At 66.0% G+C, this 23,608-nt stretch carries 24 protein-coding genes and 1 tRNA gene; 13 read left to right on the top strand and 12 right to left on the bottom strand.

The features are described from left to right. Nucleotides 1-58 precede the first annotated feature (58 nt). Together ACIA48_RS23605 and rsmA are read left to right on the top strand one after the other, a co-directional pair. Nucleotides 59-1,186 (top strand): transglycosylase family protein, encoded by a 1,128-nt coding sequence (locus tag ACIA48_RS23605; protein ID WP_396737241.1) that lies wholly within the window; start codon nucleotides 59-61, stop codon nucleotides 1,184-1,186. Continuing rightward, nucleotides 1,183-2,118 (top strand): 16S rRNA (adenine(1518)-N(6)/adenine(1519)-N(6))-dimethyltransferase RsmA, encoded by a 936-nt coding sequence (gene rsmA, locus ACIA48_RS23610; protein ID WP_396738444.1) that lies wholly within the window; start codon nucleotides 1,183-1,185, stop codon nucleotides 2,116-2,118. Before ACIA48_RS23605 ends, rsmA begins: the two co-directional genes overlap by 4 nt. A 9-nt stretch (nucleotides 2,119-2,127) precedes the next feature. Here rsmA and ACIA48_RS23615 read toward each other — a convergent pair whose 3' ends face one another. Further along, nucleotides 2,128-2,910: a serine/threonine-protein kinase gene (locus ACIA48_RS23615; RefSeq protein WP_396737243.1), complete on the bottom strand. Its 783-nt coding sequence runs from the start codon at nucleotides 2,908-2,910 to the stop codon at nucleotides 2,128-2,130. An 84-nt stretch (nucleotides 2,911-2,994) separates the two neighbouring features. Between ACIA48_RS23615 and ACIA48_RS23620 the strand changes: the two genes are divergently transcribed. The 4 genes from ACIA48_RS23620 (at nucleotide 2,995) to ACIA48_RS23635 (ending at nucleotide 7,856) form a co-directional block, all read left to right on the top strand. Beyond that, complete coding sequence (locus tag ACIA48_RS23620; protein ID WP_396737247.1) at nucleotides 2,995-3,954, top strand: 4-(cytidine 5'-diphospho)-2-C-methyl-D-erythritol kinase; 960 nt, start codon at nucleotides 2,995-2,997, stop codon at nucleotides 3,952-3,954. Nucleotides 3,955-4,243: 289 nt separating this feature from the next. Next, nucleotides 4,244-5,878: a fatty acyl-AMP ligase gene (locus tag ACIA48_RS23625; RefSeq protein ID WP_396737250.1), complete on the top strand. Its 1,635-nt coding sequence runs from the start codon at nucleotides 4,244-4,246 to the stop codon at nucleotides 5,876-5,878. A 113-nt stretch (nucleotides 5,879-5,991) separates the two neighbouring features. Then, the gene (locus ACIA48_RS23630) at nucleotides 5,992-7,011 is read left to right on the top strand and encodes an ATP-binding cassette domain-containing protein (RefSeq protein ID WP_396737253.1); all 1,020 of its coding nucleotides are present in this window, start codon (nucleotides 5,992-5,994) and stop codon (nucleotides 7,009-7,011) included. Further along, on the top strand, nucleotides 7,008-7,856 hold the full coding sequence (locus ACIA48_RS23635; RefSeq protein WP_396737255.1) for an ABC transporter permease: 849 nt from the start codon (nucleotides 7,008-7,010) through the stop codon (nucleotides 7,854-7,856). The genes ACIA48_RS23630 and ACIA48_RS23635 overlap by 4 nt, the downstream gene beginning before the upstream one ends. Nucleotides 7,857-7,879: 23 nt before the next feature. Here ACIA48_RS23635 and ACIA48_RS23640 read toward each other — a convergent pair whose 3' ends face one another. Continuing rightward, the gene (locus ACIA48_RS23640; RefSeq protein WP_396737258.1) at nucleotides 7,880-8,929 is read right to left on the bottom strand and encodes a phosphotransferase family protein; all 1,050 of its coding nucleotides are present in this window, start codon (nucleotides 8,927-8,929) and stop codon (nucleotides 7,880-7,882) included. 83 nt (nucleotides 8,930-9,012) lie between these two features. On the opposite strand from ACIA48_RS23640, the gene ACIA48_RS23645 reads away from it, so the two are divergent. Next, nucleotides 9,013-9,846: an alpha/beta fold hydrolase gene (locus ACIA48_RS23645; RefSeq protein ID WP_396737261.1), complete on the top strand. Its 834-nt coding sequence runs from the start codon at nucleotides 9,013-9,015 to the stop codon at nucleotides 9,844-9,846. Here ACIA48_RS23645 and ACIA48_RS23650 read toward each other — a convergent pair. Then, the gene (locus tag ACIA48_RS23650) at nucleotides 9,843-10,406 is read right to left on the bottom strand and encodes a TetR/AcrR family transcriptional regulator (protein ID WP_396737264.1); all 564 of its coding nucleotides are present in this window, start codon (nucleotides 10,404-10,406) and stop codon (nucleotides 9,843-9,845) included. The genes ACIA48_RS23645 and ACIA48_RS23650 overlap by 4 nt on opposite strands. Nucleotides 10,407-10,533: 127 nt before the next feature. On the opposite strand from ACIA48_RS23650, the gene ACIA48_RS23655 reads away from it, so the two are divergent. The 4 genes from ACIA48_RS23655 to ACIA48_RS23670 all read left to right on the top strand — a co-directional run bounded on the left by ACIA48_RS23655 (nucleotide 10,534) and on the right by ACIA48_RS23670 (nucleotide 14,493). Further along, nucleotides 10,534-11,451 carry a metal-dependent hydrolase gene (locus ACIA48_RS23655; protein WP_396737267.1) on the top strand — a complete coding sequence of 306 codons (918 nt, stop codon included), beginning with the start codon at nucleotides 10,534-10,536 and terminating at the stop codon, nucleotides 11,449-11,451. 12 nt (nucleotides 11,452-11,463) lie between these two features. Continuing rightward, nucleotides 11,464-12,627, top strand: coding sequence for a hypothetical protein (locus tag ACIA48_RS23660; RefSeq protein WP_396737269.1), 1,164 nt, complete (start codon nucleotides 11,464-11,466; stop codon nucleotides 12,625-12,627). Between the two features lie 64 nt (nucleotides 12,628-12,691). After that, nucleotides 12,692-13,723 (top strand): epoxyqueuosine reductase, encoded by a 1,032-nt coding sequence (locus ACIA48_RS23665; protein ID WP_396737272.1) that lies wholly within the window; start codon nucleotides 12,692-12,694, stop codon nucleotides 13,721-13,723. A gap of 47 nt (nucleotides 13,724-13,770) precedes the next feature. Continuing rightward, on the top strand, nucleotides 13,771-14,493 hold the full coding sequence (locus ACIA48_RS23670) for a cutinase family protein (protein ID WP_396737274.1): 723 nt from the start codon (nucleotides 13,771-13,773) through the stop codon (nucleotides 14,491-14,493). Nucleotides 14,494-14,497: 4 nt separating this feature from the next. Here the strand turns inward: ACIA48_RS23670 and pth are convergent, their stop codons facing one another. The 3 genes from pth to ACIA48_RS23685 form a co-directional block, all read right to left on the bottom strand. Continuing rightward, nucleotides 14,498-15,076, bottom strand: coding sequence for an aminoacyl-tRNA hydrolase (gene pth, locus ACIA48_RS23675; RefSeq protein WP_396737277.1), 579 nt, complete (start codon nucleotides 15,074-15,076; stop codon nucleotides 14,498-14,500). A 6-nt stretch (nucleotides 15,077-15,082) separates the two neighbouring features. Beyond that, nucleotides 15,083-15,766 carry a 50S ribosomal protein L25/general stress protein Ctc gene (locus ACIA48_RS23680; protein ID WP_396737280.1) on the bottom strand — a complete coding sequence of 228 codons (684 nt, stop codon included), beginning with the start codon at nucleotides 15,764-15,766 and terminating at the stop codon, nucleotides 15,083-15,085. A 133-nt stretch (nucleotides 15,767-15,899) separates the two neighbouring features. Further along, entirely contained in the window at nucleotides 15,900-16,781 is an 882-nt protein-coding gene (locus ACIA48_RS23685; RefSeq protein ID WP_396737282.1) for an oxidoreductase, read from the bottom strand. A 112-nt stretch (nucleotides 16,782-16,893) separates the two neighbouring features. Between ACIA48_RS23685 and ACIA48_RS23690 the strand changes: the two genes are divergently transcribed. Continuing rightward, nucleotides 16,894-17,742, top strand: coding sequence for a hypothetical protein (locus tag ACIA48_RS23690; protein WP_396737284.1), 849 nt, complete (start codon nucleotides 16,894-16,896; stop codon nucleotides 17,740-17,742). A 69-nt stretch (nucleotides 17,743-17,811) separates the two neighbouring features. On the opposite strand, the gene ACIA48_RS23695 is transcribed toward ACIA48_RS23690, so the two are convergent. The 5 genes from ACIA48_RS23695 to ACIA48_RS23715 all read right to left on the bottom strand — a co-directional run bounded on the left by ACIA48_RS23695 (nucleotide 17,812) and on the right by ACIA48_RS23715 (nucleotide 21,519). After that, complete coding sequence (locus ACIA48_RS23695; protein ID WP_396737286.1) at nucleotides 17,812-18,471, bottom strand: LpqN/LpqT family lipoprotein; 660 nt, start codon at nucleotides 18,469-18,471, stop codon at nucleotides 17,812-17,814. Further along, nucleotides 18,468-18,812 carry an arsenate reductase (glutaredoxin) gene (gene arsC, locus ACIA48_RS23700; protein WP_396737288.1) on the bottom strand — a complete coding sequence of 115 codons (345 nt, stop codon included), beginning with the start codon at nucleotides 18,810-18,812 and terminating at the stop codon, nucleotides 18,468-18,470. Before arsC ends, ACIA48_RS23695 begins: the two co-directional genes overlap by 4 nt. Then, a complete protein-coding gene (locus ACIA48_RS23705; RefSeq protein ID WP_396737290.1) occupies nucleotides 18,812-19,792 on the bottom strand; it encodes a ribose-phosphate diphosphokinase in 981 nt (326 codons plus the stop codon). Before ACIA48_RS23705 ends, arsC begins: the two co-directional genes overlap by 1 nt. Before the next feature lie 74 nt (nucleotides 19,793-19,866). After that, complete coding sequence (gene glmU / locus ACIA48_RS23710) at nucleotides 19,867-21,342, bottom strand: bifunctional UDP-N-acetylglucosamine diphosphorylase/glucosamine-1-phosphate N-acetyltransferase GlmU (protein ID WP_396737293.1); 1,476 nt, start codon at nucleotides 21,340-21,342, stop codon at nucleotides 19,867-19,869. A gap of 105 nt (nucleotides 21,343-21,447) precedes the next feature. Further along, nucleotides 21,448-21,519 (bottom strand) — tRNA-Gln (locus ACIA48_RS23715). A 104-nt stretch (nucleotides 21,520-21,623) separates the two neighbouring features. Between ACIA48_RS23715 and ACIA48_RS23720 the strand changes: the two genes are divergently transcribed. After that, nucleotides 21,624-22,229: a TetR/AcrR family transcriptional regulator gene (locus ACIA48_RS23720; RefSeq protein WP_396738445.1), complete on the top strand. Its 606-nt coding sequence runs from the start codon at nucleotides 21,624-21,626 to the stop codon at nucleotides 22,227-22,229. On the opposite strand, the gene ACIA48_RS23725 is transcribed toward ACIA48_RS23720, so the two are convergent. Next, on the bottom strand, nucleotides 22,226-23,503 hold the full coding sequence (locus ACIA48_RS23725; RefSeq protein WP_396737296.1) for a diaminopimelate decarboxylase family protein: 1,278 nt from the start codon (nucleotides 23,501-23,503) through the stop codon (nucleotides 22,226-22,228). The two genes, ACIA48_RS23720 and ACIA48_RS23725, sit on opposite strands and share 4 nt — an antisense overlap. Between the last annotated feature and the right edge of the window lie 105 nt (nucleotides 23,504-23,608).

Raw genomic sequence — 23,608 nt, forward strand, 5'->3', positions numbered from 1 at the left:
AAACTCGGTGGGCTCTTGCAGGTCGGCCCACCGTCCGATAGTCGGGATAGACCACGTTTTGAACATCTTGAATAAGATCCACCAGGAGCGGTCGCCGTTATTACGCCTCGTGGTCGGAGTGACGTTGCTTGCGTTGACGTTCGCCGGTGGTTTCGCCGTTGCTGCGCATAAAACAGTAACTCTGGCCGTCGACGGTTCGACGATCTCCGTGGCCACCATGAAGTCGCGCGTTATCGACGTCGTCGAGGAGAACGGATTCGACGTTGGCGAACGCGATGACCTTTACCCGGCAGCCGATCAGTCGGTGCACCAGTCCGACACGATCGTCCTTCGCCGCAGCCGGCCGCTGCAGATTTCCACGGACGGTCGGGACAACCGCGAGGTGTGGACCACCGCGTCCACCGTCGACGAGGCGCTGAGCCAGCTACAGATGACCGACAAGGCGCCCGCGGCCGCCTCGCGTGGCAGCCGAGTGCCGCTAGCAGGCATGTCGCTACCCGTGGTCAGTGCCAAGACCGTTCAGCTGGCCGACGCCGGAGTGGTCCGGACCGTGCATTTGGCCGCGCCGAATGTCGCCGCCCTGCTCGAGGCGGCGGGTGTGCCGCTGCAGCAAAGTGACGAAGTCGTGCCCGCCGCATCCTCGCCGATCGTCGACGGAATGCGGATCGACGTGAAGCGGATCCGGATCGAGAAGGTCACTGAACGCGCCCCGCTGCTGCCGGCGAATCACCGCATCGAAGACCCCGAACTGAACATGAGCCGGGAGATCGTGGAGGATCCCGGCACGCCTGGAACGCAGGACGTGACGTTTGCCATCGCAAAGATAAATGGCGTCGAGACGGGCAGGATGCCAGTAGCCAATGTCGTGGTCGTTCCGGCCCGTGACGGTGTTCTTCGGGTCGGCGTCAAGCCTGGTACCGAGGTCCCGGAAGTGAGCAACGGAGCCACTTGGGATGCCCTCGCTCGTTGCGAAGCCGGAGGTAATTGGGCCATCAACACCGGCAACGGATATTACGGTGGGGTCCAATTCGACCAGAACACCTGGGAGCGCAACGGTGGTCTGAGGTATGCTGGCAGGGCTGATTTGGCAACGAGAGAAGAGCAAATCGCGATTGCTGAGGTCACTCGGGCACGACAGGGATGGGGTGCGTGGCCGACGTGTAGCGGGAGGATTGGTGCGCGCTGACCATTCGATTACTCGGGCGGACCGAGATACGACACCTGGCGAGAGAGATTGATTTCCGGCCACGCAAATCCTTCGGCCAGAACTTCGTCCATGACGCCAACACTGTTCGTCGGATTGTTTCGGCGTCCAGCGTCAACCGGCACGACCACGTCCTAGAGGTCGGTCCAGGCCTGGGTTCACTGACGCTTGCCCTGCTCGATCGGGGCGCGCGGGTGACGGCGGTGGAGATCGACCCGGTGCTGGCCCGGCAGCTGCCGATCACCGTCGCCGAGCATTCGCACAGTGAGATCAACCGGCTGTCGGTGCTCAATCGCGACATCCTGAACTTGAGTCGCGCCGAAATCGCGGACGAGCCCACGGCTTTGGTCGCCAACCTGCCATACAACGTCGCGGTGCCCGCGCTGCTGCACCTGCTGGCCGAGTTCCCCTCGATCCGCACCGTGATGGTGATGGTGCAGGCCGAGGTCGCCGAACGTCTCGCCGCCGAACCCGGTGGCAAGGACTACGGCGTGCCGAGTGTGAAGGTCCGCTACTTCGGCAACGTCCGGCGCTACGGCATGGTCTCGCCGACTGTGTTCTGGCCGATCCCTCGCGTCTACTCCGGTCTGGTGCGCATCGACCGGTATGAGAAGGCGCCGTGGCCTGCCGACGAAGATTTCCGCGAGCGCGTGTTCAACCTCATCGACATCGCCTTTGCGCAGCGCCGGAAGACGTCGCGCAACGCCTTCGCCGAGTGGGCGGGCTCGGGCAACGAGTCGGCCAGTCGGCTGCTCGCCGCCAGCATCGACCCGTCCCGTCGCGGTGAGACGCTGTCGGTCGCGGACTTCGTCCGACTGCTGCAACGGTCCGAGGAAAGCCAGGAGCCCGAACAGGCCGAGCCGAAGCCCGTCGTGCACCATCGCAATCCGCGCGACGGTTCCGTCCCGGTCTGATCCGGCCGGCTACTGCAGCGCGCGGGTTATCAGCGAGACGAATTCACGGCAGGACGCGTAGCGATCCTCCGGCGCCTTCGCCAGGGCTTTGGCCACGATCGCGTCGAATACGCGTGGCAGCCAGGGGATTTCACGTGATCGACGTGGCGGCGGCATGTGCAGATGTGCGTCGATGAGGCCGAGTCCTGACGGCGGTGTGAACGGCGGCGATCCGGTGACCAGTTCGACGACGGTGCATGCCAGTGCGTATTCGTCGGTGGCGCCGGTCGGAGCGTGGCCGGTGATCAGCTCTGGCGCCGCGTAGGGGAGCGACGCCTCGATCTGCGAGGGCCGATGGCCGATATCGTCGGTGATCGCGTGGGCGACTCCGAAGTCGATCAATACGGCGCTGCAAAGATTCTGGCGGACAAGGATGTTCGCGGGCTTCACGTCACAATGCACGATCGCGCGGTTATGGGTGTAGTCCAGCGCTTCGGCTATCTGCTCCAGCGCGGCGAGGCGGTTCGCCATGGTGTCCACGGCGACGATCCCACCACCGGTGACCAGTTCCATCGACAGCCATCCGGCGCCTCGTTCGTACACGGTCACGATGTGGGGATGGGTTAGGCGACGGGCGAATTCGAACTCGCGACGCAGGCGAGCGAGGTGAGGGAGGTCGCGGTGCTCGTCGTTGAGGATCTTCAGTGCCACGTCTCTGCCCCGGGTGTGCGCCCGGTACACCGTCGCATATCCGCCGCGGCCCAGCGTTTCGTCGACGACGTGACCCTCAAACTCCTCGCCGGCCGACAGCACGTTCCTCAGACTAGGGGTTTCGACGGCGAGATCGACCTGCTCAGACGGCTGCTCGGGTACGGTCTCCTCCGATAGTGTCGACAGGTGTCCAATGGCAACACCGCATCCGAATGGGTTCCGACGGGATCGGTGACGGTGCGGGTGCCGGGCAAGGTCAACCTCTACCTCGAGGTCGGCGATCGCCGTGACGACGGCTATCACGAGCTGACCACTGTGTTTCACGCGGTTTCGCTGCTCGACGAGATCACTGTCCGCAACGCCGACGTGCTGTCGCTGGAGTTGGCGGGCGAAGGTGCGGACACCCTGCCGACCGATGAACGCAACCTCGCCTGGCGCGCCGCCGAATTGCTTGCCGAACACGTCGGGCGCGCACCGGACGTCGCGATCACCGTCGAGAAGTCGATCCCTGTTGCCGGCGGCATGGCGGGCGGCAGTGCGAATGCCGCAGCCGTGCTCGTCGCGATGAACACGCTGTGGGAGCTCGGGGTGCCACGGCGCGATCTCCACGTGCTCGCCGCTCAACTGGGCAGCGACGTCCCGTTCGCGTTGCACGGCGGCACCGCGTTGGGCACCGGCCGCGGCGAGGAATTGGCAACGGTGCTCGCCCGCAACACATTTCACTGGGTGCTGGCGTTCTCCAAGGGCGGACTGTCGACGCCGGCGGTATTCGCCGAGATCGACCGGTTGCGTGACGCTGATCGCGAAGCGCCACCGCGGCTCGACGATCCCGAGCCGGTGCTGGCGGCCCTGGCCTCCGGTGACCCGGCGCAGCTAGCCCCGCTACTCGGCAATGACCTGCAGGCGGCAGCGCTCTCGCTGGACCCCGGACTGCGGCGCACCCTGCGCGCGGGCACCGACGCCGGGGCCCTGGCCGGCATCGTCTCGGGCTCCGGACCGACGTGCGCCTTCCTCTGCTCGTCGGCGTCCTCGGCGGTCGACGTCGCCACCCAGATGGCCGGGGAGGGCGTCTGCCGCACGGTGCGCGTCGCCAGTGGACCTGTGCAGGGCGCGCGGGTGGTGCCTGCACCGTCGGCCACCGTGTAGCTCTCGCGCGCGGTGTGACTCAGGCCTCAATCATCGCGAGATTTTGGCAGGTCCTTAAGAAATGTTTAAGATGATCGACGGTGAAAACTAGCGGTCATGGTTTGAACGCGATTTTGGCGCCCGCCGGCAACCTCGGTGGGCGACTTGTCATAGGTGACCGCAAATCCGAGGCATCACCAATTCGAGACTCAACTGCTCCCCAATTGTGTGCGCGCCTCCTGGAAAGCGCCTCTGATCAGGCGGAGCATTACATCCGGGCATGTCCTGTTCGGAAACCGAGGAGGTTGTCGTGAGCCGTTTCACCGAGAAGATGTACCGAAACGCCCGCACTGTGAAAACGGGCATGGTCACCGGTGAACCGCACGAGCCCGTCCGACACACCTGGGGTGAGGTTCACGAGCGTGCCCGCGCCGTCGCCGGTGGCCTGGCAGAGGCCGGTATCGGACTCGGTGATTCGGTCGGCGTGCTGGCCGGCTTCCCCGTGGAGATCGCGCCGGTCGCGCAGGGCCTGTGGATGCGCGGCGCCTCCCTGACCATGCTGCACCAGCCCACGCCCCGGACCGACCTCGTCATCTGGGCCGAGGACACGATGAATGTCATCGGCATGATCGAGGCCAAGGCCGTCGTCGTCTCCGAGCCGTTCCTGGTTGCGATCCCGGTGCTGGAGGAAAAGGGCATCAAGGTCCTGACCGTCGCCGACCTGCTGGCGTCGGAACCGACCGACCCGATCGAGGTCGGCGAGGACGACCTGGCGCTCATGCAGCTGACGTCCGGCTCGACCGGTTCGCCCAAGGCCGTGCAGATCACGCACCGCAACATCCACTCCAATGCCGAGGCCATGTTCATCGGCGCCGAGTACGACGTCGACAAGGACGTCATGGTCAGCTGGCTGCCCTGCTTCCACGACATGGGCATGGTCGGCTTCCTCACCATTCCGATGTACTTCGGTGCGGAGCTGGTCAAGGTCACGCCGATGGACTTCCTGCGCGACACCCTGCTGTGGGCCAAGCTGATCGACAAGTACAAGGGCACCATGACCGCGGCGCCGAACTTCGCCTACGCGCTGTTCGCCAAGCGGTTGCGACGCCAGGCCAAGCCGGGCGAGTACGACCTGTCGACGCTGCGGTTCGCGCTCTCGGGCGCCGAGCCCGTCGAGCCCGCCGACGTCGAGGACCTGCTGGATGCCGGCAAGCCGTTCGGGCTGCGGCCTGACGCGATCCTGCCCGCATACGGCATGGCCGAGACCACCCTGGCGGTGTCGTTCTCACCGTGCGGCGCCGGACTGGTCGTCGACGAGGTCGATGCGGACCTGCTCGCCGCGCTGCGCCGGGCCGTGCCCGCCACCAAGGGCAACACCCGGCGGTTGGCCTCGCTCGGCCCGCTGCTGACGGACCTCGAGGCCCGCGTCATCGACGAGCACGGCAACCTCATGCCCGCGCGCGGCGTCGGCGTCATCGAGCTGCGTGGCGAAAGCCTGACCCCCGGCTACCTCACCATGGGTGGCTTCATCCCGGCGCAGGACGAGCACGGCTGGTACGACACTGGTGACCTCGGCTACGTGACCGAAGAGGGCAACATCATCGTCTGTGGCCGCGTCAAGGACGTCATCATCATGGCGGGCCGCAATATCTATCCGACCGACATCGAACGTGCCGCGGGCCGCGTCGAGGGAGTCCGGCCCGGCTGCGCGGTCGCGGTGCGACTCGACGCGGGCCATTCGCGGGAGACGTTCGCCGTCGCCGTGGAGTCCAACGCCTGGCAGGACCCGGTCGAGGTTCGCCGCATCGAGCATCAGGTCGCCCACGAGGTGGTGGCCGAGGTCGACGTGCGACCGCGCAACGTCGTCGTGCTCGGGCCGGGCAGCATCCCGAAGACTCCGTCGGGCAAGCTGCGCCGCTCCAACTCGGTCTCGCTGGTCACCTAGTTCCGCGCGAGAAGCTCGCGAGCGTGCGTGTCTGCAGTCGACACGCCGTTGGTGAACGCGATTTTGCGCACGCTCGCAGGAGAACTTGAGGTTCGCGAGCACTAATCCGCTGGATGTCCGTCGGACCCCGTCGCTACGGTTGGCCCGTGACCTCCCCGGCAATCGAGGCGATCGACCTCGTCAAGAAATTCGGTGACAATCCCGCCGAACGGCCAGCCGTCGACGCCGTCAGCTTCGTGGTCCCGCACGGCACGGTGCTGGGTTTGCTCGGTCCCAACGGTGCGGGCAAGACCACCACGGTCCGGATGATGACGACGCTGACGGTCCCCACGAGCGGCACCGCGCGAGTGGCCGGGTACGACGTTCACGAACAACCGGACATGGTGCGCCGCAACATGGGCCTCACCGGACAGGTCGCCACCGTCGACGAGCTGCTGACCGGCCGCGAGAACATCCGGATGATCGGCGGTCTCTATGGCATCAGTCGTCGCAGCCTCGAACGTCTGGGAAACCAACTGCTCGAACAGTTTTCGATCGCCGACGCCGCCGACCGGCCAGTCCGCGGATACTCCGGCGGCATGAGGCGGCGTCTAGACCTCGCGGTCAGCCTCATCGCGTCACCGCCGGTGCTGTTCCTCGACGAGCCCACCACCGGGCTTGACCCGCGCAGCCGTAGCGATCTGTGGGAGATGCTGCGCGGTCTCGTCGCCGACGGCACCACGCTGCTGCTCACCACCCAGTACCTCGAGGAGGCCGATCAACTGGCCGACAACATCGTCGTCGTCAACCACGGCCGGATCATTGCGCAGGGCACGCCGCTCGAACTCAAACAGCAAGCCGGCAACGCCAGCCTGGTCGTCACCGTCTCGCACGGCACCGATCTGCCCGCGGCCCGGGAGCTGATCGCCCGCACCGGGGCCGAGGTCCACGTCGACGTGGGCGCACGGCAGCTCACCGCGGCGGCCAACGGTATCGCCGACCTGACTCGCGTCGCCGGTTGGCTGCAGGAGTGCGCGATCGAAGTCGATGACATCGGCCTGTCCCGGCCCAGCCTCGACGACGTGTTCCTGTCCCTGACCGGCCATCGTGCCGAAAGCCGGGACACCCAGGACGCCGAGGAGGCCAGCGCATGAGCACCACCGAGCGCGAGCAGCACGGCACTCTGGAGCGGCCCCGGATCCGCCAGACCAACATTGCCGAGCAGTCATGGATCATGGTCAAGCGCAACATGATTCACACCAAGCGGATGCCGGAGATGCTGACCGACGTCACAGTGCAGCCCATCATGTTCGTGCTGCTGTTCGCGTTCGTGTTCGGCGCATCGATCGCCACCGCAGGCAGCGCGTCCTACCGCGAGTTCCTGCTGCCCGGCATCCAAGCGCAGACCATCGTGTTCACCGCATTCGTGGTGTCCACCGGCATCACCGCCGACGTCGAGAAGGGCATCATCGACCGGTTCCGGTCGCTGCCGATCCGACGGTCGGCCGTGTTGATCGGACGCAGTATCGCCAGCCTGCTGCACTCGTCGATCGGCGTGATGGTGATGGCGGTGACGGGGTTGTGCATCGGATGGCGGATCCGTGGCAACGTGCCCGATGCGATCCTCGCCTTCGTGCTGATCCTGGTGTTCGGGATCGGGATGATCTGGTTCGGCATCCTGATCGGCTCCCTGATGCGATCGGTGGAAGCGGTCAGCGGCGTGATGTTCACCGTCCTGTTTCCGATCACGTTCCTGGCCAACACCTTCGCGCCGACCGAGCCCATGCCGCGCTGGCTCCGGGTGATCGCTGAGTGGAATCCCGTGTCCTCGTTGACCCAGGCGATACGGGAGCTGTGGGGTAACGGTCCGCCGGCGCCGCCGGAGGCGCAATTGCCGCTGCACCATCCGGTCCTCGCGACGATCCTGTGGTCGCTGGCGATCACGGCGGTGATCGCGCCATTCGCCTTGCGGGCGTACGCGCGCCGCACCGGCGACTAGGGCTGGACTGCCTCGTCCCGCGGCTAGGCGCGGATCGTGTCGACCGTCCACGCTGGCAGGATCGGCGCGCGCGTGAGGAAGTGGTCGGCCTGTCCGTTGGTGCGTAAGAGCACCTGCGTGCGCAGGATGCAGCAGCCCATCCGGACCATCGCGAAAATCTCGTACCAGTCCAGGTTCTCGAGTCGGCGCCCGATCATCTCTTCGAATCGGCCGACCACCGCAGCGCGGCTGTCGAAGCCCGGCAGCTCGGGGTCCGCGTCGATCCCGTTGACCTCTAGCATCTGCTTGCGGGTGGCCAGCCACCAGGCGATGTCGGCTTCGGCCGGACACACGCACGCCTGCTCCCAATCCAGCGCGCCGACGATCTGGCCGGTGTCGTCGAAGATCGCGTTGGACATCCGGGTATCGCCCCAGCAGATCGTGAGCGCCGACGTCTCGTCGGGCTGACGGCGCCGCAGCCAGTTGAAGGCCTCGGTCATGATGTCGGGAACCTGGTTGTCCGTTCCCCAGCGCGCGTAGTCGAGCCACCACCCGAGCTCCGCGGAGACGCCGAAACCGGCGGGTCGTTGCAGCCAGGTCGCCTCGCTGACCGGGACGTGCTGCAGACGGGCGAGGGTCTCGAGGAATGAGTCGTGTGCGCGCCGCTGTACCTCGGATCCCGCATCGTGCATCCAGCCTCGCGTGGCGTACGACGTGTCCGACGGTGTGTGGCCGACGATGCGTGGCATCACAAGGAACTTCGAGCCGAGCCATGCGCGGTCGGGCTCGTAGAGGATCGGGGACGGCGTTGGGATGCCGTACTCGTGCAGCAGCTCCTGGGTCAGGGTTTGGGCTCCCAGGTCGTACTCGCGAAAAATGCCCCCACCGCTGGGTGGGATCCGGATGACGTACTCGTTCGTCTCGCCGCCGACCTGAGCGGAGAACACCAGGCTTTCGCTCGACCATCCGGCCGCGCGGTTGGCCGTGCCGAGCTCCGACACGACCGTCTCGGCGGCGAATCTGTGCTCGAACCACTTCTGCAGTTGCGCACGGGTGGCGGCGAGGTCTCGTTGGACGAGCGTAATGCCAGCCATGGGGAACAGATTTACATAGCCGGCCTTGGATGTAAAGAAGTCAGACTTTACGTTTGAGATGTCACATGTAATACGCTGGGACGGTGACCTCGCCACTGATCTTCGGAGACATCGCCGACGGCACCAAGCCGCTCGCGGTGCTTGTGCACGGCTTCCCCGACACCCCGCACACGTGGCGACATCTCGGTCCCGAGATGGCGGCCCGCGGCTACCGCGTCGTGGCACCGTGGCTGCCCGGCTATGACGCACCTGTCGGCAAGCCCGTCGGCGTCGGCACCTACGTGCGGCACGTGCTCGACGTTCGCGCGCAGTACGACGGCGATGATCGCGCGGTGCTCATCGGCCACGACTGGGGTGCGAATGCCGGCTACGGCGTGGTGTCCACCGATCGCTCGGCCTTCGGTCGTTTCGTCGCGCTGGCTGTGCCGCCGACCGCGGCGCTGGCCACCGGGATCTTCAGCTACGCCCAGCTGAAGCGGTCGTTCTACATCTGGTTCATCCAGCAGGTCGGCCTCGCCGAGGCCGCGCTGGTGCAGCCGGGCTTCTGGGAGTCGCTGTGGGCGGATTGGTCTCCGGGCTACGACCCCACAATTGATCTCGAGGAACTACGCAAATGCGTTACCGCCGAGAATATTTCGGACGTCCTGGGACCCTACCGGGCGTCGTTCAATCCGCAGTACACCGATCCGGACTCCGAGGCCGAAGCCCTCGCGTCGATGCAGCCCCCGCCGGCGCCGACGCTGTGCCTACACGGTGCGAACGATGGCGCGATCGGTGCCGAACTCCTCACCGATGTATTCGCGCACCTACCTGCGGACGGTTCACATTTCGAAATCATCGACGGGGTAGGGCATTTCCTGCACCTCGAGCAGCCCGACACGATCGCGGCGAAGATCATCGATTGGTTGACTCGCTAGCCGTTGACGACCTGCGACAACCGGCGCCGCGACGGGCCGATACCCGCCGCATGGCGCAGTTCGGCGAGAAACTGCTCGGGAGTGCCGCCCCCGATCACATAGTGACAAACCGCGATTCGCACGACGGCGGCCGCAGCGACCTCGTTGTCGTCACCGGGGATGATGCGAGCGATTCGCTCGTGAATGATCGGCAGCACCCGCTTCATCTGATGCAGGACATGCTCGGGCTCGATGTCGGCGAGCGAGCCCAGCGAGTATGTGCTCTGAAACTCCACGATGAATCGCAGCGCGGCGTCGAGGCGGTCGGGCCCGTCCAGCCCGGTGACGGCGGTCGCGATCCCGGCGTCGAAGTTGTCCTGTTCGTAGAGACCGAACGCCTCGAGCAGTCCTTCCTTGCTGCCGAAATATCGGTACAGCGTCGGGCGCGACACCCTGGCCTCGGCCGCGACGTCCGAGAGTTGCAGCTTGCGTCGGCCATCCCTGGCGAGCACGACGAAGGTGGCGTCCAGGATCCGTCGCCGCGTCGACTGATCCGCGTCGCCGGTAGGGCGAGGGGCCACGATCGTCTCCTTTACATCTATAAGTCCAAATGTCACACTAACGCTATTCCGAGCCCCGGTGGCGGCTCCGTGAGCCGAGACACCGTTGGTGCCCATGTTAAGTCCCGCAAGGGGGAGGTGGCGGCCGATGACGGACCTGGTCGTCCGAAAGATTCCCTGGGAGTTCGATGCGTCGGTGCCGTTCAACTGGCAGCCCGCGAACCCGGAGTTCGGGATGTTCTGCAATGCGTTCACGTTCATCGCGGTGCCATTCGAGAGATACATCGTCAGCGTCGTGCGCAAAGCCGCCAGCATTCTCGACGACGATCCTGCCGTCGCCGCCGAGGCCGACGCGTTCCTGCGGCAGGAGGCGCAGCACGCGTCCGCGCACCGCAAGCACATGCTGGCGCTCGTCGCGCGCTATCCCGAGTTGGAGCGCTGCTACGAGGACGCCTGCGACGCCTACGACCGGCTCCTCGACGAGCAGCCCATCGAATTCCACGCCGCCTACATCGCCAACCTCGAAGCGACGTTCACACCGCTGTTCAAAGTCATTCTGGACAACCGGGATTCGCTGTTCCGCGGGGGAGACCGGCGCGTCGCGTCCCTGATGATGTGGCACTTCGTCGAGGAGATTGAGCACCGCAGCTCCGGGTTGATCCTGTGCAGGCACATCAATCCCGATCCCTGGTACCGCGTCAAACACATCAAGGGCACCTTCGGTCACGTCGGCTCGGTCACCGAGGCGATCGTCACGACGTTCGACCAGGTCGTTCCGCTCGAGGATCGTGGTCTCTCGGCGGCCGACCTGATGTCGAGCGGATTCTTCACCCGCGACTTCAAGAACCGCCTGCCCGGCCGTCGACGGAAGGCCGGGCCGCTGACGATGTTCGGTGCCGTCCCGACGATGCAACTGGTGAAAATGATTTGGCGGCTGGCGCTTTCGCAGATGCCCCACCACGACCCTGCTGATCAGCCGCTACCCGATTGGGCGGATACCTGGATGCGCGAATACGACCGTGGTACCGATATGACGAAATTCTTCGGCTCCTCCGAGCACCTCTGAAAGGCAGTCATTGTGCTGACGACAAATTACGGCGCCCTGGTGCCCGAAGATGAACTCCTCACCCATCAGATCGTCGATACCTTCGCGACGGTCAGCCAGTCCGATCCCTCGTGGACCGAGAAGATCTGGACCATCGCCCACGCCCGCGACAACTCACTGCAGGTCGTCCTCGGTGTCGGCAAGTACACCAACCGGGGCGTCTTCGATGGGGCGGCAGGCGTATGCCGCGGCACCGAGCAGTGGACGGTGCGCGCCGGCCGCCGGTTGTCGTCGGACCCGGCGGGCACGCAGGTCGGGCCAATCACCTACCGCGTGGTGGAGCCGTTGCGTGCCATCCGCGTGAGTCTTGATCACACTGAGCACGCCCCCATCGCCTTCGACGTCGAGTTGCGCGGGAGTTTCGACACCGCTCTGGAGGATCCGTGGCCCGACCGGAGCCCTGATGGCTACCGCGTCACCCACAACGTGCTGCGCTACCACCAGATCGGCGTCGCATCCGGGTGGGTGGAGTTGGACGGCGAGCGCACCGAAATCGAAGCGGACAAATGGATTTCGATCCGTGACCATTCGTGGGGTCTGCGGCCTGGAGTCGGCAAGCCGATCCCGGGACTGCCTCGCGGCGGCCGCAAGATCAAGCAGATGTTCATGACCTGGCTACCGATGACGATGACTCGCCAGGATGGATCGACCTACTCGCTGTTCGTCATGTATCAGGAAGAGCGTGGCGACGGGTTTCTCGAGATCCGCAGCCAGGCAGAGCAACAGAACGACGACGGCACCTCGCACCGGTTCGTGTCCGTCGAACAGGACATGCACTTCCAGGACGACAACCGCCGATTCACCCACGGCACCGTCACCCTCGTCGACGCCGACGGCTCCAAGCGGCCGTTGACCATCACCGCAGCCGGGCCGGGCGGCTTTCATCTCGGCACCGCGGGCTATTACGGCTGGAACGACTGGGTGTACGGACAGTGGGTCGGCGATCTCAAGGTCGAGGGCAACCACGTCGCCGACTGTGACCAACCCGAAAAGGCCCGCGAACTGCATCAGCTGCGGGATCTGCTGGTGCGCGTGGAGGATCCCGTCGGGGGTGGGGTCGGGCTGGGCAACGCCGAGACCTTCGCGCTGGGCGCCTTCCCCGAGCGCGGGCTCACCGCGGAGAACTCGTTCCTGTGACCGTCGACAACTGCGCGACCAGTCGCCACGTCCGTCTAGCTGAGTATTGTGTACTATACCTAGCATGGCCGACAGAATCCCGCCCCGCCTCGCCGACCACCCGACGGTCCGCAAGGTCCGGTCGCGAGCCGCGCAGCGACCCGGGGTCATCGCCGCCGAGTGGTTGCGCAAGGTGTGCTTGGAAGCGGGCGTCGACGACGTCGCATTCGCCAGCGTCGACAACCCGGAGCTGGCCTCTGAGCGCGAGCACGTCGACGCCGCGTTACCCGGCACCCTGAGCTATATCTCCCTCGTCGTGAAGATGAACCGAGACAACGTCAGATCCACCGCGCGCAGCGTCGCCAATCAGGAGTTCCACCGCAGCGGGGAGATCATGAACGAAGCCGCGCACCGGATCACCCGCGCGCTGGAGGACGCGGGATACCGGGCGATCAACCCGTCGATGTCGTTCCCGATGGAGATGGATCGGTTCCCCGGCCGGATCTGGGTGGTGGCGCACAAACCTGTAGCTGTCGCGTCCGGTCTCGGCGTCATGGGGATCCACCGCAATGTCATTCACCCGAAGTTCGGCAACTTCATCCTTCTCGGCACGGTGCTCGTCGCCGCGCCGATCAGCAGCTACGGTGAGCCGCTTGACTATTCGCCGTGCCTGGAATGCAAGCTTTGCGTCGCAGCCTGCCCGGTCGGTGCGATCAAGAAGGACGGCGAGTTCGACTTCTTTGCGTGCTCAACTCACAACTACCGCGAGTTCATGGGGGGGTTCACTGACTGGGCGCAGACCATCGCCGACAGTGACGACGCCGCCGACTTCCGTTCGCGAGTCAGCGATTCCGAGAATGCCTCGATGTGGCAGAGCCTGTCCTTCAAGGCCAATTACAAGGCGGCCTATTGCCTGGCGGTGTGTCCAGCCGGTGAGGACGTCATCGAGCCCTACCTCGACGACCGCAAGGGGTTCATGGATCTGGTCCTCAAACCGCTACAGGAAAAGAAGGAGACGCTCTACGTCCTGCCGAACTCGGTGGCCAAGGAATATGCCGAGCGGCGGTTCCCACACAAGCGGATCAAGGTGGTCGACAGCGGCATCAGCGGACGCTGATTTCGCTAGATGGAATAGTTCCGCGGCTCGATGGCGTTTGGCCGGGTATGAAGATCAGCCGAGGGGTCCTGCGCGGTTTGCTGATGTGTGTTGCAGCACTGATGGTTTCGGGTGTGACGCTCGTCGCACTCCCGTCGGAATCGACGGGTGTCGCCTCCGCGCAGCCCGCCGAGTGCGCGGACGTCCAGGTCGTGTTCGCCCGCGGCACGGGTGAACCGGCGGGCGCCGGGCGCGTCGGCGATGCGTTCGTCGACGCGCTGCGGCCACTGGTGCCTGGCAAGTCCGTGGCGGTGTACGCGGTCAACTACCCGGCCTCGTACGACTTCCTGCGCGCCGCAGAGGGCGCCAACGATGCCAGTGCGTTCGTTCAGAACACGGTCGCGACCTGCCCTGACACCAAGATCGTGCTCGGTGGCTTCTCGCAGGGTGCTGCCGTCATCGATGCCATCGCCATCGCCGATCATCCTCAGCTCGGCTTCAACAACCCGATGCCCGCGGCCGTCGCCGATCACGTCGCCGCGGTGGCTGTGTTCGGTAACCCCTCAATCAAACTGCTCGGCGGCCCGCTGACCGCGTTGAGCCCGGGTTACGGCTACAAGACCATCGACCTGTGCAACGGTGCCGATCCCGTGTGCTCCAGCGGCGACGACCGGCCAGCGCACAGTCTGTACGTCGAGGCCGGATTGACAACGCAGGCAGTGCAATTCGCGGCCAGCCGCCTCGCCACCGAAGCGCCGATCAGCACGCTGGCCAGCCAGACGCACGGCTGACGCACTACCCCCAGGCGTGCACGGTGTTCTGTGCCGGCTCCAACCCCTGAGCTATCAGTAGTTCAGTGGCGTCGGCCGCCTGCTCGCAGATGGTCGGCACCTCTTTCCACTCGGCTGAGGTGAAGGTGCCGAGCACGAAAGCTGCGCCTTCCATGCGGCCGGGCGGACGACCAATGCCGATTCGGACCCGCTGAAAGTCGTTGGAGCCCAGCGCAGATCCCACCGATCGCAGGCCGTTGTGGCCCGCGACCCCGCCGCCGGACTTCAGCCGGATCCGGCCGAAGTCGATGTCGAGCTCGTCGTGGATGACGATGACGTCCGTGGGAGCCACCGAATAGAACTTGGCCAACGGCGCGACCTGGCGCCCGGACTCGTTCATGTAGCAGCGCGGTTTGGCGAGCACCACCGGCCGCCCGGCGAGCTGACCGGTGACCACGTCGGCCCCCGACTTCTTGTGCACCTTGAATCCGGAGCCGATGCGATCGGCCAGGATGTCGGCGACCAGGAAGCCGAGGTTGTGCCGCGTGGTGGCGTACTGCGGACCGGGGTTGCCGAGGCCGACCACGAGTTGAGGTTCGGCCATCGCGAGCTACTCGGATTCCGCGGCGGGTGCCTCTTCGCCGGCTTCGCCCTCGCCCTCGGGTGCTTCGCCCTCAGCGGCTTCGCCCTCGGCCTCACCCTCGCCGGCCTCGCCGGCGCCCTCGGCCTCGAGCTCTTCCTCGGTCGGGGCGGCGACGACGTTGACGACAAGCGTCTCGGCGTCGGAGATCAGCGAAACGCCACTGGGCAGCGTGATCGCACCCGCGGTGAACTGGGTGCCTACCTCGGCGCCCTCGACCGAGACCGTGAGGCTTTCGGGGATCGACTGCACGTCGGCCTCGATGGTGATGGTGTTGCTGTCCTGGGTCACCAGGGTGCCGGGGGCCGCTTCACCCTCGACGATGACGTTGACCTCGACGGTGACCTTCTCGCCGCGGCGCACGACCAGCAGGTCGGCGTGCTCGATGGTGCGGCGGATCGGGTGCATGGTCAGCGCCTTGGTCAGCGCGAGCTGCTCTTTGCCCTCGATGTCGAGGGTGAGGACCGCGTTCGTGCCGGAGTGACGCAGCACCGCGGCGAAGTCATGGGCGTTGAGCTCTAGATGCTGCGGTTCGCTGCCGTGGCCGTAGAGGACGGTGGGCACCTTGCCGTTGCGGCGCGCACGGCGCGATGCACCCTTACCGGTTTCCGTGCGGACCGCTGCTGCGAGATTGTTCGGCGCGTTCTTGGCCATTGGGTTCTGCTCCTGTGTCGTGGTCGAGCACGGCCAGGGAACCTCTGAGATCGGTTCGCGTCGATAACGGTGGCAGGACCACCCTCGCCGTGATTAGCAGCCAGAGTAGCCGGAGCTGCAGCTCAACCCCAAATCAGAGCCCGAATTTGGTGTCGGTGAGCTGCTCGGACAGCTGCCACAGGCCGGTAGCCTTCTCGGCGTCGCGGGCCAGCGGACCGCGTAGCGGGGTGGGTCCGGTCGGGCCCCACATCGCGAACTGCGGCCCGACGAACGTGCCGCCGGGGAGGTCCTTGGCGACCGCGTAGAGCGTCTGGCGGGCGCCGAAGTCGGCGTCGGTGGCGAGTTTGTTGGCGAACGTCATCAACGCATCGCCCAGCTTGCGGCCGGTGTTGCCCTGCAGGTTGGTCGCGGAGTAACCCGGATGGGCGGCGTGCGCCTTAAGCGGTGACCCTGCTGCGTCGAGTCGCTTCTGCAGCTCGCTGGTGAACAGGAGGTTGGCCAGCTTCGACTGCCCGTATGCCCGCCACGGCGAATAGGGCCGCGCCTTCCAGTTCAGGTCCTTGAGGTTGATCTGGCCGAGCAGATGCAACCCGGAGGACACCGTCACCACGCGGTCGGTGATCTTGGGCAGCAGCAGATTCGTCAGCGCGAAGTGGCCGAGGTGGTTGGTGCCGATCTGACTCTCGAATCCGTCGACCGTCAGCGCGTAGGGGACCGCCATGATGCCTGCGTTGTTCACCAGCACGTCGACCTTGTCGACGCCTTCAGCGAAGGCGCGCACCGAGGCGAGGTCCTGCAGATCGAGCTTGCGTACCTCGACAGGGCCGAAACCGGGGCCGGTGATGGATGCGGCGGCCTCGTCGCCCTTGGCCGTGTTGCGCACGGCGAGAATCGTCTTGGCGCCGACGCGGGCCAGCTCACGGGCGGTGATCAGGCCCAGGCCACTGTTGGCTCCAGTCACGATTACGGTCCGTCCGGCGAAGGACGGCAAGTCGGCGGCGGTCCATTGACTCATGGCGCCCACCCTAATATGCCGCGAAATGGCATTCCAGCAGCGAAAGTACGAGTAGAGCCCTGCGCGGATGCAATCTCGCGGACGTGTCGGTGCGAGTCTGCAAGATCTCGCCATGGGGGAGGTATTCATCGGCACCGAAGCCGTCGCGCGCGGCGCGGTGACTCGACACGAGCTCGCGCGGTGGTATCGGCCGTTGTATCCGAATGTCTACGCACCCAGGTGGCACGACCTGTCACTTGCCGATCGGGCTACCGGAGCGTGGCTGTGGTCGAAGCGGCGAGGGATCATCACCGGAGTGGCCGCATCGGCGTTGCACGGTGCTGAATGGGTCGACGCTGATGCCGAGATCGAGTTGCTGTACAACAGCGCGCATCCGCCGAAAGGCATTGTCGCGCGCAACGAACGAATCGGTGATGACGAGACCCAGATCCTCCAGGGGATGCCAGTCGCGACGCCCGCTCGAACGGCGACCGATCTGGGCCGCTACCTGGAGCGGGGTCAAGCCATCGCGCGGATGGACGCCCTGATGCGCGCAAGGGCCTTCTCCGAAGAGGACGTCTTACTCCTGGCGAAGCGGTATCGCGGTGCGCGAGGCGTCAGGCTCCTCAAAAAGGCGCTGCCGATCGTGGACGGGGGTGCCGCCTCGCCGCGAGAAACATGGCTACGACTTCTCTACATGGATACAGGCCTCCCGAGGCCGACCACGCAGATACCGATCTTCGGTCCTGACGGAAGAGTGCTTCGCACCGTCGACATGGGTTGGGAGGATTTCATGGTCCTTGCTGAGTACGACGGCGAGCAGCATCAGACGTCTCGCTTGCAATATGTGAAGGACCAGCGGGTCATACCGATCATCGAGAGCCTCGGCTGGATCGTGCTGCGCGTCATCAAGGAAGACCACCCGAAGGACATCGTGCGACGGGCGTGGAACGCGATGATCTCGCGCGGTTGGCGTCCGTAATCCCCGAGGTTGAATCCTCGCAGGGCTCTACTCGTACTCTCTCTGCTGGAATGCCATTTCGCGAAAAAGCTACTTCGGCACTGCGACGTTGAAGCCCCGGATGATCGCCTCGATATCGGGCGCCTCCTCGGCGGCCTTGTTCGCGTAACCCGTCACCGTGAACTGGATGAGGTACCGCTGGTTGGCCGGCGGCGCTCCGGTCGCGATGACGATGCGGTTGTAGGTGTGCATCCGTTCGCCGTTGAGGTCGTAGCTGCCCTCGATCATGGCCGACGGGAAACCCTTGAAGTTGTCCATCGACGCGTTGAGGCGCTTGAAGTTCTCCGACATCTCGGCGTCGACGTAGCCGTGCCCGATCGCCTCTTGGACATCGAAGTCGCCGTTGAGCTTGAACACGATCACCATCGCCATCGGATAGGTGGTGCCCTCTGCGATCACCCGCGTACCCGGCGACAGATTCGAGTTGAAGAACGGCTTCCAGCCCGGCGGCGTCGGATACGTCACCGTCAGGTCGGTGAGTTTGTCGGCCGGGATGGGTTCACCGACGACGCCCTTCTGCTCCAGGTACGTCGCGATCGGCACCGCCGCTTCGGCGCCCTCCTCGGCGGTGGTGGTGGTCGTCGTCGGTGTCGTCGACAACAGTGACTGGTAGTCAGGCGGTTCCGGCGCGCAACCCGACGCGGCGAGGACCGCCAACGCGGCGGCTACCACGCGGTGGCGAACCCTCACAGAATCTCGCGTACCGCGTCGATCGGCCGGGCCAGCCTCGTACCCTTCGCTGTCACCACGAAGGGGCGCTCGATGAGGATCGGGTTCTCGGCCATCGCGTCGAGCAGTTCGTCGTCGCTGGCATCCGCGAGGTTCAGTTCGCCGTAGAGCGATTCGCGCTTACGCACCGCGGTGTGCACCTCGATACCCGCATCCTCGATCATCTTCACGAGTTCGTCGCGCGTCGGCGGTGTCTTGAGGTACTGAACCACCGCCGGCTCGATGCCGTTGTCCCGCAGCAACTCCAGAGTCTTGCGGGAGGTCGAGCACTTCGGATTGTGGTAAATCCGCGCTTCAGGCACTACGCCGACCCGTCGAAAAGGCTTGTGACAGAACCGTTGTCGAACACCGCGCGAATGGTGTTGGCCAGTAGCGGTGCGATCGACAGCACGGTCAGCTGCGGGAAGCGCTTCTCCTCGCCGATCGGCAGTGTGTTGGTGACGATGACCTCGCGCGTACCGCAGTCGGCCAGGCGCTGCGCCGCCGGGTCGCTCAGCACACCGTGGGTGGCGGCGACGATGACGTCGCTGGCCCCGTCGGCGCGCAGCAGATTCACCGCGCCGGCGATGGTGCCACCGGTGTCGATCATGTCGTCGGTCAGGATGCAGGTCTTGCCCTTCACGTCGCCGACGACGCGGTTGGACTTCACCTGATTGGGCACCAACGGGTCGCGGGTCTTGTGGATGAAGGCCAGCGGAACGCCGCCCAGCGAGTCGGCCCACTTCTCGGCGACGCGCACGCGGCCGGAGTCGGGGGAGACCACAACCATGTCGTGGTCGGAGTAGTTCTCGGCGATGTAACCGGTCAGCAGCTTCTGCGCCCGCATGTGGTCGACGGGCCCGTCGAAGAAGCCCTGGATCTGATCGGTGTGCAGATCGACCGTGAGGATCCGGTTCGCGCCCGCCGTCTTCAGGAGGTCGGCGACCAGCCGCGCCGAGATCGGCTCGCGGCCCCGATGCTTCTTGTCCTGGCGGGCGTACGGATAGAACGGCAGGATCGCGGTGATCCGCTTGGCGCTGCCTCGTTTGAGCGCGTCGATCATGAGCAGCTGTTCCATCAGCCACTGGTTGAGTGGCGCGGGGTGGGACTGCAAGACGAACGCGTCGCAGCCGCGGACCGACTCGTCGAAGCGCACGAAGATCTCGCCGTTGGCGAAGTCGCGGGCCGTCTGAGCGGTGACGTGGACGTCGAGCTCTTTGGCGACCTGTTCAGCCAGTTCGGGGTGCGCGCGACCCGAGAACAGCATCAGATTTTTGCGGTTGTCGGTCCACTCGGTGCCCACGGTGCCCTCATTGCTCGGGATCGATATCGGCTCAATCGTACGGGTTGCCAGATACCGAACACCTGGCAACCGGCTCACGGCTTTGCGGCGTCGTCCGGGCCGGGATCTTCGCCGGCGGCGCGACGTGCGGCCTCGTCGGCTTTGGATCCGGGTCGCTTCCGTGACACCCAACCCTCGACGTTTCGTTGGGGCCCGGCCGAAACGGCCAGCGCGCCCGGCGGCACGTCCTCGCGCACCACGGTGCCCGCGCCGGTGTAGGCGCCGTCGCCGATGGTGACCGGAGCGACGAACATCGTGTCGGATCCGGTCCGCACGTGTGAGCCGATGGTGGTGCGGTTCTTGTTCTCGCCGTCGTAGTTGACGAAGACGCTGGACGCGCCGATGTTGCTCTGCTCACCGATGTCCGCGTCGCCGACGTAGGTCAGGTGGGGCACCTTCGTACCGGCACCGATCGTGGAGTTCTTCGTCTCGACGAATGCGCCGAGCTTGCCCTCGGCGCCGAGCACCGTGCCGGGCCGCAGGTACGCGAACGGGCCGACGGCCGCTCCGCCCCCGATCTCCGACTGACTGCCGTGGGTGCGGACCACCATCGCCTCGTCGCCGATGGTGACATCGGTCAGCGTGGTGTCGGGGCCGATCTGGCAGCTTTCACCGATGCGGGTCGACCCGAGCAGCTGCGTGCCCGGGTACACGACCGTGTCGCGGCCGATCGTGACGTCGACGTCGATCCACGTGGTTGTCGGATCGGTGATCGTCACCCCGGCACGCTGGTGTGCGGTCACGATGCGGCGATTCATCTCGGCGCCCAGCGCAGCCAACTGCACCCGGTCGTTGACGCCGGCGACCAGCATGGCGTCGTCGACGTGCTTGGCCCGCACCACGCGGCCGCCGGAACGCATCATGGAGATGACGTCCGTCAGGTACTGCTCGTGCTGCGCGTTGTCCGAGCGCAGCTGGCTCAGCGCCGGCCGCAGCGCGGTGATGTCGAAGGCGTAGACGCCGGCGTTGACCTCGGTGATGGCCCGCTGCGACGGGGTGGCGTCGGCCTGTTCGACGATGCCGATCACCTCGCGGTCCTGGGTGCGCAGGATGCGGCCGTAACCGGTCGGGTCGGGCAGCGTCGTCGTCACCACCGTCGCCGCGGCGGATTCAGAGCTGTGCACGGCGATCAGGTCGGCGAGCGTCTCGGCGTCCAGCAGCGGTACGTCACTCAAGGTGACGACCACGGTGCCGGTGAAGTCGGCGGGTAGTGCGGTCAGGCCGCAGGCGACGGCATGGCCGGTGCCCAGCTGCTGCTCCTGAACCGCGATGTCGATGCTGCGGCCGAGAGCGCCGGCGAGCCCTTGGACGGCGGGCACCACCTTGTCGCGGTCCTTACCTACCACGACGACGAGGTGCTGCGGCGCTGCCTTGGCGACGGCGTGCAGGGCGTGCGACAGCATGCTGCGGCCGGCGATCGGGTGGAGCATTTTGGGGGTGGCGGAACGCATCCGCGTGCCCGCGCCTGCCGCCAAGACCACGACGGCGGAATCTGTGGGCCTCTGGGTCATAAGGCTCCCTTCCCCGCGAACGTGCGTGTATGCGGGCGACACGCCGTCTTCCTTGGCCAGTTTGCGCACGCTCGCCGACTTGTGTGGGCCCACGCCGCGCAAATGCTCCGTCGCCAGGACTCGAACCTGAACTATCTGAACCAAAATCAGAGGTGCTGCCGATTACACCACGACGGATCGATCAACCCGTGATGTTAGTCGAAGGGCATACCCTGAAAGCCGTGGCAGTGCCCCCTAAGCCCGACGGCCCCGACAGCAGCATGCGTACGCCTCGCGCCAGAATGACCGGCGCGGAGCGACGCCACCAGCTCATCGACATCGCGCGCTCGCTATTCGCCGAGCGTGGATACGAGGGCACCTCGATCGAGGAGATCGCCCAGCGCGCCAACGTCTCCAAACCCGTCGTCTACGAGCACTTCGGCGGCAAGGAGGGGTTGTACGCCGTGGTCGTCGACCGCGAGATGTCGGCGCTGCTGGACCGCATCACGTCGTCGCTCACGAAGATGACCAACAACCGGTCCCGCCTGCGGATCGAGCGGGTGACGCTCGCGCTGCTGACGTACATCGACGAGCGCACCGACGGGTTCCGCATCCTCATTCGCGACTCCCCGGCCTCGATCACGTCGGGCAGCACCTACTCCACGCTGCTCAACGAGGCCGTCAACCAGGTGTCCTCGATCTTGGCCGGGGACTTCTCGCGCCGAGGACTGGACGCTGAGATGGCGCCGCTGTACGCACAGGCCCTGGTCGGCTCGGTCTCGATGACCGCGCAGTGGTGGCTCGACGTGCGGGAGCCCAAGAAAGAGGTCGTCGCCGCGCATCTGGTCAACCTGTGCTGGAACGGGCTGACGCACCTCGAGCACGACCCGCCGCTGCTCGACGACTAGCCGCAGTCACGCGATAGCAGGTCCGCGATCGTCTCCCTGCGCACGATCTCGCGCGGACGTCCGCCGCTCACCGCGACCACCGGGGGACGGCCGACGAGGTTGTAGTTCGACGCCATGCTGTGGTGATAGGCCCCCGTGCACGCGACGGCGAGCACGTCGCCGGGATGCATGTCGGCGGGCAGCGGGACGTCACGGGCGATTTCGTCACCGGCTTCGCAATGACGACCCGCCACCGTCGCCGGACGGGTCGACACGAGTGAGTGGCGGTTGGCAAGCGTCACACTGTATTTCGCGCCGTACAGCCCGACGCGCGGATTGTCGCTCATGCCACCGTCGACGGCGACCAACGTCCGTTCGCCGGGCTGCGTCTTCACCGAGACGACGCGGTACAGCGTCACGCCGGCGCGCGCCGACATTGCCCGGCCCGGCTCGACGACGACGCGCGGGCGCGGGAAGCGCTCCGCGGCACACGCCGCGTCGAGTGCGTCGTCAATGACGTCGGCCAATTCGGCCAGGCTAAGCTCCGGGTCGCCGGCGACATACGGAATCCCATGCCCACCACCGATATTGAGCTCGCTCAGCACCACGCCGTGGGCGGTTCGGATGTCCGACAACGCGACGATCATCCGGCGGATCGCCTCGCCGTACCGCGACGCGTCGACCACCTGCGACCCGATGTGGCAGTGCAGGCCCACCAGGTCGAGTAGTGGTTGATGCAGGATGCGGGTCACCGCCATCGCGGCATGATCGTTGTCGATATCGGGGGTGATTCGCAGCAGCACCCGTTGCGGCCGCGGGGCCTCGCAGGCGAGCAGGGCGATCTCGGTGCCGGAGTTCACCACGATCCGGCCCACGCCGACCGCGGTCGCGTCACGCAACTCACACGGCGTCTTCGCGTTGCCGTGCATGATGATTCGCGCCGGATCGACACCGCCGGCCAGCGCCGTCGCCAGCTCCCCACCCGAGCACACATCGAGTCCGAGGCCCTCCTCGCGGACCCACCTAGCCACCGCGGTGGTCAGCAGCGACGTGCCCGCATAGACGACCTCGGAGTTCCGCAACATGGCGCGGTACACCCGGGCGCGATGCCGGAAATCAGCCTCGTCGATGACGTAGGCAGGAGTGCCGAACTCGTCGGCCACCTCCGAAAGCGGCACCCCGCCGACACAGAGCCGGCCGCATTCGTCGACACGGGCCGTCAACGGCCACACCGCGGGGTCGATGCGTGACGGGGCGGCGTGCTGCAGCGACGGTATGAAATCCAGAAGCGTCATAAAACCACCGTGCCCGCCGCAGCCGCGCCGGTAGCACCTCTTGACGGTGTCTTGACACCGCCTGCCGAGATTTTGACGAAGTCGACCCGACCTACGATGGACGCA

Source organism: Mycobacterium sp. NPDC051804, assembly GCF_044452905.1.
In the GTDB taxonomy this organism is placed as follows: domain Bacteria; phylum Actinomycetota; class Actinomycetes; order Mycobacteriales; family Mycobacteriaceae; genus Mycobacterium.